Origin of the sequence: Endobacterium cereale, assembly GCF_009617585.1 — a bacterium.
Classification (GTDB): Bacteria; Pseudomonadota; Alphaproteobacteria; order Rhizobiales; family Rhizobiaceae; genus Neorhizobium; species Neorhizobium cereale.
In genome coordinates, this window is record NZ_WIXI01000035.1 from 36678 (window position 1) to 52016 (window position 15339).

Annotated in this window: 13 protein-coding genes; 11 read left to right on the top strand and 2 right to left on the bottom strand. The window is 59.3% G+C overall.

Annotated elements, in window-relative coordinates; all coding sequences use genetic code 11:
- Window positions 1–2: 2 nt before the first annotated feature.
- Window positions 3–887, top strand: a complete 885-nt coding sequence (locus GAO09_RS05895) for an LpxI family protein (RefSeq protein WP_235937951.1) — start codon at window positions 3–5, stop codon at window positions 885–887.
- Window positions 884–2062 (top strand): lipid-A-disaccharide synthase, encoded by a 1179-nt coding sequence (gene lpxB / locus GAO09_RS05900; RefSeq protein WP_153353122.1) that lies wholly within the window; start codon window positions 884–886, stop codon window positions 2060–2062. The genes GAO09_RS05895 and lpxB overlap by 4 nt, the downstream gene beginning before the upstream one ends.
- Window positions 2063–2093: 31 nt before the next feature.
- On the opposite strand, the gene gltA is transcribed toward lpxB, so the two are convergent.
- Window positions 2094–3383 carry a citrate synthase gene (gltA, locus tag GAO09_RS05905; RefSeq protein WP_153353123.1) on the bottom strand — a complete coding sequence of 430 codons (1290 nt, stop codon included), beginning with the start codon at window positions 3381–3383 and terminating at the stop codon, window positions 2094–2096.
- 606 nt (window positions 3384–3989) lie between these two features.
- On the opposite strand from gltA, the gene GAO09_RS05910 reads away from it, so the two are divergent.
- Entirely contained in the window at window positions 3990–6470 is a 2481-nt protein-coding gene (locus GAO09_RS05910) for a ComEC/Rec2 family competence protein (RefSeq protein ID WP_235937950.1), read from the top strand.
- Here GAO09_RS05910 and lexA read toward each other — a convergent pair.
- Window positions 6451–7170, bottom strand: coding sequence for a transcriptional repressor LexA (lexA, locus tag GAO09_RS05915; protein ID WP_153353124.1), 720 nt, complete (start codon window positions 7168–7170; stop codon window positions 6451–6453). The genes GAO09_RS05910 and lexA overlap by 20 nt on opposite strands.
- A gap of 172 nt (window positions 7171–7342) precedes the next feature.
- Here lexA and GAO09_RS05920 point away from each other — a divergent pair, with 172 nt between their 5' ends.
- The 8 genes from GAO09_RS05920 (at window position 7343) to GAO09_RS05955 (ending at window position 15307) form a co-directional block, all read left to right on the top strand.
- Complete coding sequence (locus tag GAO09_RS05920) at window positions 7343–8224, top strand: VOC family protein (protein WP_153353125.1); 882 nt, start codon at window positions 7343–7345, stop codon at window positions 8222–8224.
- A 2-nt stretch (window positions 8225–8226) separates the two neighbouring features.
- The gene (gene kdsA, locus GAO09_RS05925) at window positions 8227–9075 is read left to right on the top strand and encodes a 3-deoxy-8-phosphooctulonate synthase (RefSeq protein WP_153353126.1); all 849 of its coding nucleotides are present in this window, start codon (window positions 8227–8229) and stop codon (window positions 9073–9075) included.
- A 130-nt stretch (window positions 9076–9205) separates the two neighbouring features.
- Complete coding sequence (gene eno, locus GAO09_RS05930) at window positions 9206–10480, top strand: phosphopyruvate hydratase (protein ID WP_153353127.1); 1275 nt, start codon at window positions 9206–9208, stop codon at window positions 10478–10480.
- Window positions 10481–10646: 166 nt separating this feature from the next.
- Window positions 10647–10964 (top strand): FtsB family cell division protein, encoded by a 318-nt coding sequence (locus GAO09_RS05935; RefSeq protein ID WP_153353128.1) that lies wholly within the window; start codon window positions 10647–10649, stop codon window positions 10962–10964.
- A 185-nt stretch (window positions 10965–11149) separates the two neighbouring features.
- Entirely contained in the window at window positions 11150–12220 is a 1071-nt protein-coding gene (gene pdhA, locus GAO09_RS05940) for a pyruvate dehydrogenase (acetyl-transferring) E1 component subunit alpha (RefSeq protein WP_153353129.1), read from the top strand.
- A gap of 21 nt (window positions 12221–12241) precedes the next feature.
- The gene (locus GAO09_RS05945) at window positions 12242–13648 is read left to right on the top strand and encodes a pyruvate dehydrogenase complex E1 component subunit beta (protein WP_153353130.1); all 1407 of its coding nucleotides are present in this window, start codon (window positions 12242–12244) and stop codon (window positions 13646–13648) included.
- Between the two features lie 26 nt (window positions 13649–13674).
- Window positions 13675–13953, top strand: a complete 279-nt coding sequence (locus GAO09_RS05950; RefSeq protein WP_209018620.1) for a hypothetical protein — start codon at window positions 13675–13677, stop codon at window positions 13951–13953.
- A 1-nt stretch (window position 13954) separates the two neighbouring features.
- Window positions 13955–15307, top strand: a complete 1353-nt coding sequence (locus GAO09_RS05955; protein WP_153353132.1) for a pyruvate dehydrogenase complex dihydrolipoamide acetyltransferase — start codon at window positions 13955–13957, stop codon at window positions 15305–15307.
- The last annotated feature ends 32 nt before the right edge of the window (window positions 15308–15339 follow it).

A 15339-nucleotide genomic window follows, 5' to 3' on the forward strand; every position in this document is an offset into this window, starting at 1 on the left:
TCTTGGCCGGCGTTCCGGCAGAAACACCAAAAGGCCGCTTGGCGATCATCGCCGGAAGCGGCCTTTTGCCGTTGTATGTGGCTGAAGCCGCCCGCCGCGCCGGCGAGGACCCGCTGATCGTTCCATTGAAGAACGAAGCCGATCGCGATTTCTCTGCTTTCGAGTGCGTGCCTGCAAGTGTCGGCGATTTGGCGACCATTGAAAAGGCCGTGCGTGATCGTGGCATCGGTCGTGTGGTGATGTCAGGTGGCGTCGCGCGCAGGCCTGAATGGCGCGAGATCCGGCCCACTTGGCGGACGATCCGCAAGATGCCGTCCGTCGTACGCACATTGCTGGCGGGTGGCGACGACACCGTATTGCAGATGGTCATTCGCCTGTTCGAGGCGATGGGATGCGAGGTCATGGGCGTGCACCAGATCGCACCGGACCTGTTGGCCACGGTTGGGCCGGTCGGTGCGGTAAAGCCTTCAGATGATGATCGTCGTGATGTCCACAAGGCAGGCCATGCGGCACGGCTGCTTGGCGAGCTGGATGTCGGGCAGGGTTCCGTCAGTGTCGGCGGTCGTATCGTCGCGCTGGAGGGTGTGGAAGGCACGGATGCCATGTTGCAACGTGTAGCCGCACTTCGAGCAGCCGGACGGGTATCCGCTCGTCGCAAAGGGGTGTTGGTCAAGCTTTGCAAGCCGCAGCAGGATATCCGCGCCGATCTGCCGACGATCGGCCCTTCGACCGTTCGTAATGCAGTTGCCGCCGGGCTTGGCGGTATTGCCGTCGAGGCCGGACGCGCTCTGGTTCTCGATCGCGAAGACATGATTGCTTTGGCGGACGCCGAAGGCATTTTTGTCTGTGGTATTGATGCCGGTCTGCCGGATGAGGGATTGTCATGAGCGAACCCGCTTTGAAGGTGGCCGTGGTTGCCGGTGAGGTTTCCGGTGACCTTCTGGGCGGTGACCTGATTGCCGCTTTGAAAGCAAAAGTGGGTGCGCCCGTCGCACTGGTCGGCGTCGGCGGTGATGCCCTGGAGGCACAGGGGTTGCGCTCGCTTTTCGACTTTTCCGAATTGTCGATCATGGGGATTACCCAGGTTCTGGCGCGTCTGCCGAGCTTGATCCGTCGTATTGGCCAGACTGCGGAGGCGATTATCGCCGCAAGGCCTGATGTGCTGATCATCATTGATAGCCCGGACTTTACCCATCGCGTGGCGAAGAAGGTGAGGGCGGCTTTGCCCGATCTGCCGATTGTCAATTATGTCTGCCCGAGCGTCTGGGCTTGGAAGGAATATCGCGCAAAGGCGATGTTGCCTTACGTGGACCGTGTGCTGGCCGTGTTGCCCTTCGAGCCGGAAGCGATGCAGCGACTGGGCGGTCCACCCACGGATTTTGTGGGGCACCGGCTGACGGCTGACTCCGACATTCTGCGGGTGCGCGAACTGCGTACCGCAAGGCCCCTGAAAAATGCCGGTGACCCGAAAACGATACTGCTCCTTCCGGGCTCTCGTGGAGCGGAGATCAAGGCATTGCTGCCGATCTTTGGCGATGTGATGCAAGAGTTTGTCCAACGCAACGGCCCAGCGCGTTTCATTCTGCCGACCGTCAAGCGTCGCGAGGCACTGGTACGCGAGATTGTTGCGGGACTGGAGATCAAGCCGGAGATCGTTGTGGATCAGGCTGGCAAGTGGACTGCCTTTGTCGAGGCCGATGCGGCGATCGCGGCGTCAGGCACCGTTATCCTTGAGTTGGCGCTGGCAAATGTTCCGGTCGTTTCCGCCTATAAGGCCGACTGGCTGATCACCATGATGGCCAAGCGTATCAAGATATGGTCGGGCGCGTTGCCGAACCTGATCGCCGACCGTGTGGTCGTGCCGGAATATATCAATGAAGTCGTGCGTCCGGGTGCGCTCTGCCGTTGGGTTGAGCAACTTTCACATGATAGCGGCCCGCGTCGCGCCATGCTGGAAGGTTTCGATCTGACCTGGAAGAACCTCAGCGTGCCCGTGCCGCCGGGTGAGGCCGCCGCCGCCATCGTGATCGATCTTCTTTCCAATAAAAAACCCGGTCAGTGACCGGGTTTTTCTTTGTCTGTTTGTCCCGAGCTTAGCGCTTGGAAACCGGCACGTAATCGCGCTGCGGTTCGCCGGTGTAAAGCTGGCGCGGACGACCGATACGCTGCTGCGGATCTTCGATCATTTCGGCCCACTGGGCGATCCAGCCGACAGTGCGGGCCAGAGCGAAGAGCACGGTGAACATCGTGGTCGGGAAGCCCATCGCCTTCAGCGTGATGCCCGAATAGAAGTCGATGTTCGGGTAAAGCTTCTTCTCGATGAAATAAGGATCGGTCAGCGCGATCTTTTCGAGTTCCATGGCGACCTGCAGAAGCGGATCGTCCTTGTGGCCAAGCTCGGCCAGAACCTCATGCGTGGTCTTCTGCATGATTTTCGCACGCGGGTCGTAGTTCTTGTAGACGCGGTGACCAAAGCCCATCAGGCGGAACGGATCGTTCTTGTCCTTGGCGCGGGCAATGTATTCCGGAATTTTGTCGACCGTGCCGATTTCCTGCAGCATGTTGAGCGCTGCTTCGTTGGCGCCGCCGTGCGCGGGACCCCAGAGGCAGGCAATGCCGGCGGCGATACAGGCAAACGGATTGGCGCCCGACGAACCGGCCAGACGGACGGTCGAGGTCGAGGCGTTCTGCTCGTGATCCGCATGCAGGATGAAGATACGGTCCATGGCGCGCGCCAGAACCGGGTTCACCTTGTACTCTTCGCACGGCACGGCAAAGCACATGCGCAGGAAGTTCGTCGAATAGTCGAGATCGTTCTGCGGGTAAACGAAGGGCTGGCCGATATGGTACTTGTAGGCCATGGCCGCAATCGTCGGCATCTTTGCGATCATGCGGAGCGACGCTACCATGCGCTGATGCGGATCGGTGATGTCGGTCGAGTCGTGATAGAAGGCAGACAGCGCGCCGACGGTGCCGACCATGACAGCCATCGGGTGGGCGTCACGACGGAAGCCGCTGAAGAACTTGTTCATCTGCTCGTGCACCATGGTGTGGTGCGTGACGCGATGATCGAAATCCTTCTTCTGTGCGGCGGTCGGCAGATCACCGTAAAGCAGCAGGTAGCAGGTTTCCAGGAAGTCGCCGTGCTCGGCCAGTTGCTCGATCGGGTAACCGCGATGCAGAAGCACGCCGTTGTCGCCATCGATATAGGTGATCTTGGATTCGCACGCCGCAGTGGAGGTGAAGCCGGGGTCGTAGGTGAAGGCGCCGGTGTTCTTGTACAATGCGCCAATGTCGATCACGTCAGGCCCGATCGTGCCCTTCTTGACCGGCATCTCTACTTTTTTGTCGCCGAGAACGATGTTTGCGCTCGTATCCGTCATATAATCCTCCGAAATAGGCGGAAATGGCGCTGGAGACGCGCCAAAAGAAAAGAAGCGTCCTGATTAGCTATATGATCCGACGCTCGCTGCCAAGCGCCTGTGGGCGGTATTTGTGCAATGCGAAAAATAACTAGGCAAACAGCTCGTTTTGGCAGCAATCTATAGTTGGGCATCGTTGGTTATTCGGTTCTCTCGAGCGCTTTAACTGTTGATGCACTGGCGTGCTCCTGGATGCTGCCGACCCGGAGATGTGAGCGAAATTCGCGTTGACTGACCGTTTCTTGAAATGCAATCATGGGTCGTGTTTGATGCGACGGCGTTTGGGAGGGGTGAATGCCGGCGGAGCTTCATCGGCAGCCGGATTTTCGGTCGAATTTGCCGTCGCAAGGCACCCGGAATGGCGATCCGAAAGACCGTTTTGGAGCCGGGATGGACTCACTTTCGGGTGAGCTGGCAGGACCTCGGCACCATCAAGACAATGACGCGAATGGTCGCACCCGACTTTGGCCTGCTTTTGCTTCATTCTCTGGTCTGCATTTTTTCCGCCGGACGCGATCTTTCGGCGTTGCTCCACATCATTCTTACACGATCGCGTCGAAAGCTCGGATGGCTGTCACCCGCGTGAAAGTGGCGCTGCCCGCAATGCTCGCCGAAGAGCGGGCATATGGGCATGTCTTCCTGGCTATTCCTGTTATTGTCGGCCTCGGTGCGGCCATCTGGTTCGCACGCCCGACAGAGCCCGCGCCATGGTTGCTGATTGGGGCGCTTCTGATTTGCGCAACCCTCAGCTTGTTTCTACGCGGGCAGCAAGGCTGGATACGTCATGTGGTACTGGCTGTGCTCTTCTTTCTGACGGGGATGCTGCTTGCGGCCTGCGAAAACTGGCGCATGGCAACAGTCATGCTCGATCAGCCGGTGACGACCATGGTGACGGGTATTGTCGAAATGCGCGAGCCGAGCGGCGAGGGGCGCTGGCGATATGTGCTGGCGCTGGAAAAGACGGAAATGCCGACGCTGCGGCGGCAGCCGCAACGCGTCACCGTGATTTCGCGCAGCAATAAGACGGTCTTCGAGATCGGTGAGCGGATCGGCGGGCGGGCACGGATATCGCCGCCTTCGGGGCCTGCTCTGCCGGGGCTGGTCGATTTTGCCTTCAATTCGTATTTTGACGGCGTTGGCGCCATCGGCTTTTTCTACGGCGCGCCTGTGGTCGCTGATGGTCCCGTGACGGTGAGATGGGAGCAAGCCATGGAGCGGATGTTCTTCACCTGGCGCAGCGCAATAGCGTCGCGCATCCGTGGCACTGTGCCCGGCGACCCCGGAGCGTTCGCAGCCGCCATCGTGACCGACGAACGGCGAGCCATTTCCAAGGAAACCACCGAGGCGCTGCGTGTTTCCGGGCTGGCCCATATCGTCGCGATTTCGGGGCTGAACATGGCGCTTGCTGCCGGCATCTTTTTTGTCGGCATGCGCAGCCTTTTCGCCCTTCTGCCCGGCTTTGCGCAGGTTTTTCCGGTCAAGAAGCTGGCGGCGGGTGCGGCCCTCCTGATGGCGACCGGTTATTACCTGATCTCCGGCTTCGGTGTATCCGCCGAACGTGCCTATATCATGATGGCGATCATGCTGGCGGCAGTGTTTTTTGATCGCCCATCCATCAGTCTGCGCAATGTCGCGCTGGCCGCGCTTGTGGTTCTTGTCCTCTCGCCCTCGGAAATTCTGGGGCCGAGTTTTCAAATGTCATTCGCCGCCACGGTGGCGCTGGTGGCGGGTTATTCGGCATGGAGCAGGCAAAGGGAGGCGAATAGCGATGATCCGCCATGGCGCCCGCCGATGCTGAAGCCATTTTTTGCTCTGGGGCATCTGGTTGGTGGCGTATTCGTCACCTCGCTGATCGGTGGCCTGTCGACGGCGATCTTTTCCATCGACCATTTTCACCGGCTTTCCACCTATGGGCTGGCCGCCAATCTGGCTGCCATGCCGTTGGTCTCGTTCATCGTCATGCCGTTCGGCCTGATCGGTATGCTGTTGATGCCTTTTGGGCTGGATGGACCATTTTTGAAGGTGATGGGCATCGGATTGCAGGGCGTCATCATCGTAGCCAAGACCGTTGCCGGCTGGGGAGGTGATGTCGGTATAGGTCGACAGCCATTTTCGTTTCTGCCCGTAGCAACGGCCGGTTTCCTCGTCCTGACCTTGCTGCGTACGCGGCTTCATCTGCTGGGGCTGCCGCTTTTGGCGCTGGCCATCTTTCTGTCATGGCGGGCAGGGCACGATCCGATGCCAGATTTCCTGGTTTCGGAAGATGGCAGCCTTGCGGCGTTTCTGGGGAAGGAGCAGGTCGCTACCAATCGCGATCGCCCGCCCGGGTTCATCTATTCGCAGTGGCGTCACGCCCTGTCATTGCCCCAGCCGATCGGGCCGGCATTGCTGGATATTCAGGCACCGGAAGACGAGGTGAGCGCACCGTCCTCAATCAGTGCCCTGTTGCCGGGCAATGCGGGTGCAGGGCAGCAGAGCCCAGGCGTTATGTCCCCTGCAACTCAAGCGTCTGAGGGGAAGGGCACTGCCCAGAAAAAGGAGGGAAGTCCAGATGCAACAACTCCTGCAAGGACAAGGGCAGGCCGAGAACCGCTCAAACCCGAAGCGCTCGCTCAGGCCCGGCAGGTCATGCAGAAAGCGCTGCATGAAAACCCTTCGGAAACATTCGCCTGCGCGGCCCGATCATGGTGCGTCGCAAGATCACGCGACGGCCCCACGATCGCGGTCGTGGAAGATGCACGTTACGCCGGTCCGGCCTGTGATGTGGCTCAAGTGGTCATTGCCACGCGCGCTCGTTTCGATCGCTGCAGATCCGGCGCTCTGATGATCAACGGCGAAGTCCTGCGCCGCACGGGGGCTTTGGAAATCCGCTTTAACGGAAAAGCCAATCCCCAGGAATGGTCAGTCATCGCTGCGATGGCCGGCGCTGATCGTTCCTGGGCGCGCCACCGCCAATATGATTGGCGGCGGGGTGTTTTTGATCCGGCATTGCCGGAGCCGCTGCAGTTTTTTCGCCGCGGGCCGAAGGCTAGTGATATCGGCGAATGAGGCCGACCAGCTTGCCCTGAACCTTTACACGTTCCTGCGGAAAAATGCGGGTCTCATAGGCAGGGTTGGCAGCTTCCAGCGCAATCGATGCGCCCTTGCGGCGAAAACGTTTCAGCGTCGCTTCCTCGTCATCCACCAGTGCAACCACGATATCACCCGGCGTTGCGGTATTGCCGTTGCGGATGATGACGGTGTCGCCATCGAGAATGCCGGCTTCGATCATCGAATCGCCGCGCACTTCCAGCGCGTAATGTTCGCCACTGCCGAGCATTTCCGGCGGCACGGCGATTTCATGCGTTGTGTTCTGGATTGCCGAGATCGGCACACCGGCGGCAATCCTGCCCATCACGGGTACAGTCGTTGCCGCCATGCTGTCATTGGCGACCGGCGGCGGGGTGACGGTCTTGACCGGCTGAGCCTTGCCGAGGCTGCCTTCGATGACGCTCGGCGAGAACGGCTTGCGCGGCGTCATGCTCGCATTATAGGCCTCCGGCAGCTTAATGACTTCCAGCGCACGGGCGCGGTTTGGCAGGCGGCGGATAAAGCCGCGTTCCTCAAGTGCCGTGATCAGGCGGTGGATGCCCGATTTGGAAGCCAGATCCAAGGCGTCCTTCATCTCATCGAACGAAGGCGGCACACCGGATTCCTTCATGCGTTCGTGAATGAACAGAAGCAGTTCCTGTTGTTTGCGCGTAAGCATGGCGGGTCCTTGAAGGTGAAACAAATCCAGAACGGACACTATATGTTCCATGTGTGTTCCGCAACTACGAAAATTGGTAATGCCCGGAACGAAGCGAGAGCAGGTTTGCCTTGATCGACGATCGGGAAAAGCCGAAAACTGATGGTGAACCCCGTATTTGATCAGGGCGGCCATGTTCACCATCGATCATCTCGTTTTGCCTACCGCGTCTCTGGCTGTCGCACGCCTGCGATTGACCCGACTTGGCTTCACCGTCGCAGCCGACGCAGCGCATCCGTTCGGCACGGGAAATGCCTGCGTTTTCATGAGGGATGGTACTTATCTTGAGCCATTGTCCGTTGTGGATCAGCGGCAGTATGAAAGCGCAATTGCATCCGGCAACGTGTTCGTCGCTCAGGATCTTGATGCGCGTGTCCTGATGGGCGAGGAGGGGTTTTCTGCCATCGCATTGGCAACGGATGATGCACGGGCCGACCACGACCGTTTTGCCGGGGCCGGGCTTTCTGGCGGTGATATGCTGGAATTTTCGCGGCTGGCGCGATTGCCGGACGGATCGGAAAAAAGGGCGCGTTTCCGCCTTGCTTTTGCCGGACGAGACAGCACCGATTCGTTCGGTGTGTTTACGTGCCAGCGGCTTGATCCCCTGCCGGCTGACCGTGCAGCTCTGGAGCGCCACGAAAACGGCGTGTCGGGGCTGGCGGAGATCGTGCTGGTGGCGGAAAATGCGCTCGCATCCTGCGTAAAGCGCCTGCAGATCGGACTCGATATCTCGCAGGATCAGGCCGCAGGCGACAATGACGCCTTTTTAGCGAGCAATGCCCTCGTGAAGATTTTTTCTGCCGGTGCCTTCGGGGCGGAGTTTGCGACGGATGCCGGATTTGAGGCATCTTCAGCGCGTGGTCTCAGCGGGGCCGCCATCGTCTTCCGTGTGCCCGATCTTGCCGTGACACGGGCTGTGCTTGCTGCTAATGACGTCGCATTCATGGAAAAGGGCAGCCGCATCATGGTCGCCCCGGCGCCGGGACAAGGTGCCGTATTTGCTTTCGAGGAGTGATCATGGCTGTCAGCGCCAAGGCCGAAGTAACCGTCGGCGAGGGGGCCAAGCAGGTCCTTTTTTCCAACAGCAAGAAACTCTCCCTTATTGCCGGTCCGTGCCAGATGGAAAGCCGCGATCATGCTTTCATGATTGCCGGAACGCTCGCCGAACTGTGCGAGAAGTTGGGTATCGGCCTCGTCTACAAGTCGTCCTTCGACAAGGCGAACCGCACGTCTATCGCCGGCAAGCGGGGTATCGGTCTTGAGAACGCAATGGAAATCTTTGCCGATCTCAAGAAGGAATTCGGCTTTCCGGTCCTGACCGACATCCACAACGAAGAGCAGTGCGCGATCGTCGCTGAAACGGTCGATATCCTGCAAATTCCGGCCTTCTTGTCACGCCAGACCGATCTTCTGGTGGCGGCCGCAAAGACCGGCCGTGCCATCAACGTCAAGAAGGGCCAGTTTCTCGCCCCTTGGGACATGAAAAATGTCCAGGCAAAATTTACAGAAAGCGGCAACGGCAATGTGCTTCTGTGCGAGCGCGGCGCCTCCTTCGGTTACAACACTCTGGTATCGGACATGCGCTCGTTGCCGATCATGGCGTCCCTCGGCTCTCCGGTCGTTTTTGATGCCACACATTCGGTACAGCAGCCGGGCGGTCAGGGCGGTTCGAGCGGCGGTCAGCGCGAGTTTGTGGAAACGCTTGCGCGTGCAGCTGTGGCTGTCGGCGTTGCCGGCGTTTTCATCGAAACCCACGAGGATCCGGACAATGCTCCGTCGGATGGCCCGAACATGGTGCATCTGAAGGACATGCCGAAACTGCTGGAAAAACTGCTGGCCTTCGACGCCATAGCCAAGGCTGCGTGAAGCCGCCCATGTGACAAATTGCACTTTTGATCGCCGTCAAGGAACCAAAAGTGCCTGCACTGTAATTGCCGTGTCATTGATTGTGAGCCATTTTCAGTGACCGCATAGACGTCAACCTGAGGAGAGACCCTTGACTGCCATTACCGATATCATTGCCCGCGAAATCCTCGACAGCCGCGGCAACCCGACTGTTGAAGTCGACGTCTATCTCGAAGACGGCACGATGGGCCGCGCTGCCGTTCCGTCGGGTGCTTCGACCGGCGCGCACGAAGCCGTAGAGCTTCGCGATGGCGGCAAGCGTTATGGCGGCAAGGGCGTGCTGAAGGCTGTTGAAGCCGTCAATACCGAGATTTTCGATGCCATCGGCGGTTTTGATGCCGAAAGCCAGATCCACATCGACAAGACGATGATCGCGCTCGACGGCACGCCGAACAAATCGCGTCTCGGCGCCAACGCCATCCTCGGCGTGTCGCTGGCCGTTGCCAAGGCTGCTGCCGAATCGTCTGGCCTGCCGCTCTACCGTTATATCGGTGGCGCAGCCGCCCACGTTCTGCCGGTTCCGATGATGAATATCATCAACGGTGGCGCGCACGCCGACAACCCGATCGACTTCCAGGAATTCATGGTCATGCCGGTCGGCGCGGAATCGCTGTCCGACGCCGTCCGCATCGGTTCTGAAATCTTCCACGTTCTCAAGAAGGAACTGGGCGCACAGGGCCACAACACCAATGTTGGTGATGAAGGTGGTTTTGCACCGGGTCTGAAGAGCGCTCCGGAAGCCCTCGATTTCATCATGAAGTCGGTCGAAAAGGCCGGTTACAAGCCGGGCGAAGACGTCTTCCTCGGCCTCGATTGCGCTTCGACCGAATTCTTCAAGAACGGCAAGTACGAGATGGAAGGTGAGGGCCGCACGCTCGAGCCGGAAGCCATGGCCGATTATCTGGCCGAACTCGCCGCAAAATACCCGATCATCTCGATCGAAGACGGCATGGCCGAAGACGACTGGGATGGCTGGAAGTACCTGACCGACAAGATCGGTTCCAAGGTTCAGCTGGTCGGCGACGATTTGTTCGTCACCAACTCGGCCCGCCTGCGCGACGGTATCAAGATGGGCACCGCCAACTCGATCCTCGTCAAGGTCAATCAGATCGGCTCGCTGACGGAAACGCTCGACGCCGTAGAGACCGCCCACAAGGCACGCTACACAGCTGTCATGTCGCACCGTTCGGGCGAGACCGAAGACTCGACGATCGCCGATCTCGCGGTCGCCACCAACTGCGGTCAGATCAAGACCGGTTCGCTGTCGCGTTCGGATCGTCTCGCCAAGTACAACCAGCTGATCCGCATTGAAGAAATGCTGGGCCCGCAGGCTGTCTACGCTGGTCGTTCGATCCTGAAGGCCTGATAGCAAGGTTGGCCGTAAGGCCATTAATGCTGATTGTGAAAGCCCGCGCCTCAGGTCGCGGGCTTTTGTGTTTCCGCTCCGTGTCGGGCGAACATGGTCAACGATTGCTTAAACAAGTTCTGCGACTGTCATGACAGATTATTGCGTGACGGGATTCTGAACGAGCATGTGGACCAAGCATCATAAGCAAAGAAAACTGGGCCGTTTTGTCCTTCCCGCCATCACCGTCGCTTTTCTTGGCTATTTCGGCTATCATTCGGTTCATGGTGATCTCGGTCTGATTGCAACGGAGGAATTCGAGCGTCAGCGTGTGCTTCGCGCAGACGAACTTGCTAGGCTGACGGAAAAACGCCAGGCGCTGGAGCGTCAGGTGGCTCTTTTGAGTGATGGCTCGATGGAGCGCGACATGCTCGATGAAACCGCGCGTTACCAGCTCAACGTATCGCGCGCGGACGAAATTGTCATTTTTAACGGCAATCGCTAACTTAACCGAATTTCAGTTAATCTGTATTTTTCTTGATAAATCATAGGTTTATCAAGCATGTGAGCCATGCAAATATGGCATTGCTGGGGCGCTCTTTTGTCCCTATGTTACGCCTCGAAACCGGGACGCGCCACAATGGTATGGCGAGCCCTACTTCGATAAGCGCAGTACATAGGGAGGGATTGATGGCGCCTGCAAAAACCGCGTCTACATCCGGCCGCAGATCCGCGGCAAAGTCTGCAAACAAATCCGTTTCCAAATCGGCTCCTAAGGAATTCACCGGCAAGAACACGCCGGATTTCGACAAGGAAGATGAGCTTCACGCCTATCGTGAAATGCTGCTCATCCGCCGTTTTGAAGAAAAGGCCGGCCAGCTTTACGGCATGGGCTTCATCGGCGGCTTCTGCCACCTCTATATCGGCCAGGAAGCTGTCGTTGTCGGCATGCAGATGGCCCAGAAAGAGGGTGATCAGGTCATCACTGCCTATCGTGACCACGGTCACATGCTCGCGGCAGGCATGAGCCCGCGTGGCGTTATGGCGGAATTGACCGGGCGTCAGGGCGGCTTGTCCAAGGGCAAGGGCGGCTCGATGCACATGTTCTCGAAAGAGAAGCATTTTTACGGCGGTCACGGCATCGTCGGTGCGCAGGTCTCGCTCGGCACGGGTCTCGCCTTCGCGAATTCCTATCGCGGCAATGACAGCGTTTCGGTCGCCTATTTCGGCGATGGCGCTGCCAACCAGGGCCAGGTCTACGAGAGCTTCAACATGGCAGCTCTCTGGAAACTGCCGATCATCTATATCGTCGAGAACAACCGTTACGCCATGGGTACGTCGACTGCCCGTGCGACGGCGCAGGCGAACTATTCCATGCGCGGTGTTGGTTTCGGCATTCCCGGTGTCCAGGTGGATGGCATGGATGTTCGCGCCGTCAGGGCTGCGGCTGAAGAGGCGCTCGAGCACTGCCGTTCCGGCAAGGGCCCGATCATCCTCGAAATGCTGACCTACCGTTATCGTGGTCACTCGATGTCCGACCCGGCCAAGTATCGGTCCAAGGAAGAAGTCCAGAAGATCCGCTCCGAGCAGGATCCGATCGAGCAGGTGCGCCAGCGCATTCTCGATGGCGGCTGGGCAACCGAAGACGATCTGAAGGCGATCGACAAGGATATCCGCGACGTCGTTTCGGATTCGGCCGATTTTGCACAGAACGACCCCGAGCCGGATGCATCCGAGCTCTACACCGACATCTTGCTCTGAGCCGCGGGGAGGAAAGAACACATGCCTATTGATATCCTGATGCCCGCGCTTTCTCCGACAATGGAAGAAGGCACGCTGTCCAAGTGGCTGAAGAACGAAGGCGACACCGTCAAGTCCGGCGACGTCATCGCAGAAATCGAGACCGACAAGGCGACCATGGAAGTGGAAGCCGTCGATGAAGGCGTGATCGGCAAGCTGCTGATCGCTGCCGGCACCGAAAACGTCAAGGTCAACACCAAGATCGCGATCTTGCTCGAAGAGGGCGAAAGCGCCGACTCGATTTCCGCCGACGCGCCGAAGGCCGACGCCGATACGCCGGCTGCGACCTCTGACGCCTCTGGTGGCAAGGCCCGCGAAGCCTCGGAGGAGACGCCGGTTTCCGCCAAGGTTCCGGCGCAGCCGAAGATCGAAGTCGCTGCCGATCCGGATATTCCGGAAGGCACCGAAATGGTCATGACCACCGTGCGCGAAGCGCTGCGTGACGCCATGGCCGAAGAAATGCGCCGCGATGGCGACGTGTTCGTGATGGGTGAAGAAGTCGCCGAATATCAGGGCGCCTACAAGATCACTCAAGGGCTGCTGCAGGAATTCGGTGACAAGCGCGTCATCGACACCCCGATCACCGAGCACGGCTTTGCCGGCGTCGGCGTCGGTGCCGCGATGGCGGGCCTGAAGCCGATCGTAGAGTTCATGACCTTCAACTTCGCCATGCAGGCGATCGACCAGATCATCAACTCTGCTGCCAAGACGCTTTACATGTCCGGCGGCCAGATGGGTGCTCCGATCGTCTTCCGTGGTCCGAACGGTGCTGCTGCCCGCGTTGGCGCCCAGCACAGCCAGGACTACGCATCGTGGTACAGCCAGATCCCGGGCCTCAAGGTCGTCATGCCGTATACGGCAGCCGACGCCAAGGGCCTGTTGAAGGCTGCCATCCGCGATCCGAACCCGGTCGTCTTCCTCGAAAACGAGATCCTTTACGGTCAGTCGTTCGAAGTTCCGAAGCTGGATGACTTTGTTTTGCCGATCGGCAAGGCACGCATCCACCGCAAGGGCAAGGACGTGACCGTCGTTTCCTTCGGCATCGGCATGAGCTACGCCACAAAGGCAGTCGCCGAGCTGGAAAAGGAAGGCATCGATGTCGAACTGATCGATCTGCGCACGCTGCGTCCGATGGATCTTCCGACCGTCATCGAAAGCGTCAAGAAGACCGGCCGCCTCGTTACCGTCGAGGAAGGTTACCCGCAGAACTCGGTCGGCACTGAAATCGCCACCCGCGTCATGCAGCAGGCCTTCGATTATCTCGATGCCCCGATCCTGACGATCGCCGGCAAGGATGTTCCGATGCCTTACGCGGCCAACCTTGAAAAGCTGGCTCTGCCGACTGTCGACGAAGTCATTCAGGCGGTCAAAACCGTCTGCTACAAGTAGGGGCTGGGCTGATGCCTAAAGCGTCTGTGAAGCAGATCCTGCCGGTTTCCGGTTCTTGGTTCCGAGTGATCGGAACCAAGGACAGCCCGGTTCTGGAAAAAGTCGTGTTCTGGGCCTTGGTCAAGACCGAGGACACCGAAGTCATCGTCGGCGTTCCACGCGAAGAGATTGGTGTGATTGGCGCTGTGGACGGATGGCTTGAAGATGTTGCCGGATATATCGAAGTGCCTGCTGAGCAAGTCGAACGGCTGACGGAACACCCGGAAGAACTTGCCCAGTTTGAACTTGTTTGGGCGGAGGATTAATATGCCAATCAACATCACCATGCCCGCCCTGTCGCCGACCATGGAGGAGGGCAACCTCTCCAAGTGGCTGGTCAAGGAAGGCGACAAGGTCAAGTCCGGCGACGTGATCGCCGAGATCGAAACCGACAAGGCGACGATGGAAGTCGAAGCCATCGACGAAGGCACGATTGCCAAGCTCGTCGTTCCGGCCGGCACTGAAGCGGTCAAGGTCAATGCCCTGATCGCCATCATCGCCGAAGAAGGCGAAGACGTTGCTGCCGCTGCCGCCGGTGCGGGTTCCGCGCCGAAGGCTGAAGCTCCTAAGGCAGAAGCTGCAAAGGCCGAAACCGTTGCGGAAGCTCCGAAGGCTGAAAAGCCGGTTACCGATGCTGCTCCTGCACCGTCGACTCCGGCTCCGGTGGCCGCCGATGGCAAACGCGTCTTCTCGTCGCCGCTTGCTCGCCGTCTGGCCAAGGACGCTGGCCTTGATCTGTCTGCCGTCACCGGCACCGGCCCGCATGGCCGTGTCGTCAAGGCTGACGTCGAGAAGGCTGCTGCCGGTGGTGCGAAGGCTGCTCCGGCTGCCGCTGGCCAGTCTGCCGCGGCTCCGGCTCTCGCCAAGGGTCCTTCGGACGACAACGTGCTAAAACTGTTTGCGGATGGTTCCTACGAACTTCTCCCGCATGACGGCATGCGCAAGACGATCGCTGCCCGCCTCACCGAGTCGACGCAGACCGTTCCATCCTACACGATCTCGATGGATTGCCTGCTCGACGCGCTGATGGCGCTGCGTGCCGACATCAACAAGTCTGCACCGGTGAAGAAGACGGAGAAGGGCGAGGTCCCGGCCTTCAAGCTTTCCGTCAACGACTTCATCATCAAGGCGATGGCACTGGCACTGCGCGATGTTCCGATGGCGAACGCCTCCTGGACCTCGACGGCCCGCGTTCTGCACAAGCACGCCGATGTCGGTGTTGCCGTGTCGATTCCGGATGGCCTGATCACGCCGATCGTTCGCAAGGCGGAAACGAAATCCCTGTCGGTCATCTCCAACGAGGTGAAGGACATGGCCAAGCGTGCCCGTGACAAGAAGCTGAAGCCGGAAGAATACCAGGGCGGCACGACCTCCGTGTCCAACCTCGGCATGTTCGGCGTCTCCAACTTCACGTCGATCGTCAACCTGCCGCAAGCTTCGATCGTTTCGATCGGCGCCGGCGTGGAGAAGCCGGTCGTCAAGAACGGCGAGATCAAGGTCGGCACGGTGATGACGGCAACCTTTGCCTTCGACCACCGCGTCATCGATGGCGCGCTCGGCGCGGAACTCGCTTCCGCCTTCAAGCGCTACATCGAAAACCCGATGTCGATGCTGGTTTAGTCTGGCCTTTCCCTCCCCCTTGCGGGGAGGGT

What these genes read in the sequence shown, in the direction of transcription:
- GAO09_RS05910 (WP_235937950.1), top strand. Translation starts at nt 3,990, where the DNA reads ATGGCTGTCACCCGCGTGAAAGTGGCGCTGCCCGCAATGCTCGCCGAA.
- lexA (WP_153353124.1), bottom strand. Translation starts at nt 7,170, where the DNA reads ATGCTTACGCGCAAACAACAGGAACTGCTTCTGTTCATTCACGAACGC.
- gltA (WP_153353123.1), bottom strand. Translation starts at nt 3,383, where the DNA reads ATGACGGATACGAGCGCAAACATCGTTCTCGGCGACAAAAAAGTAGAG.
- GAO09_RS05935 (WP_153353128.1), top strand. Translation starts at nt 10,647, where the DNA reads ATGTGGACCAAGCATCATAAGCAAAGAAAACTGGGCCGTTTTGTCCTT.
- GAO09_RS05955 (WP_153353132.1), top strand. Translation starts at nt 13,955, where the DNA reads ATGCCAATCAACATCACCATGCCCGCCCTGTCGCCGACCATGGAGGAG.
- pdhA (WP_153353129.1), top strand. Translation starts at nt 11,150, where the DNA reads ATGGCGCCTGCAAAAACCGCGTCTACATCCGGCCGCAGATCCGCGGCA.
- GAO09_RS05945 (WP_153353130.1), top strand. Translation starts at nt 12,242, where the DNA reads ATGCCTATTGATATCCTGATGCCCGCGCTTTCTCCGACAATGGAAGAA.
- GAO09_RS05920 (WP_153353125.1), top strand. Translation starts at nt 7,343, where the DNA reads ATGTTCACCATCGATCATCTCGTTTTGCCTACCGCGTCTCTGGCTGTC.
- lpxB (WP_153353122.1), top strand. Translation starts at nt 884, where the DNA reads ATGAGCGAACCCGCTTTGAAGGTGGCCGTGGTTGCCGGTGAGGTTTCC.
- kdsA (WP_153353126.1), top strand. Translation starts at nt 8,227, where the DNA reads ATGGCTGTCAGCGCCAAGGCCGAAGTAACCGTCGGCGAGGGGGCCAAG.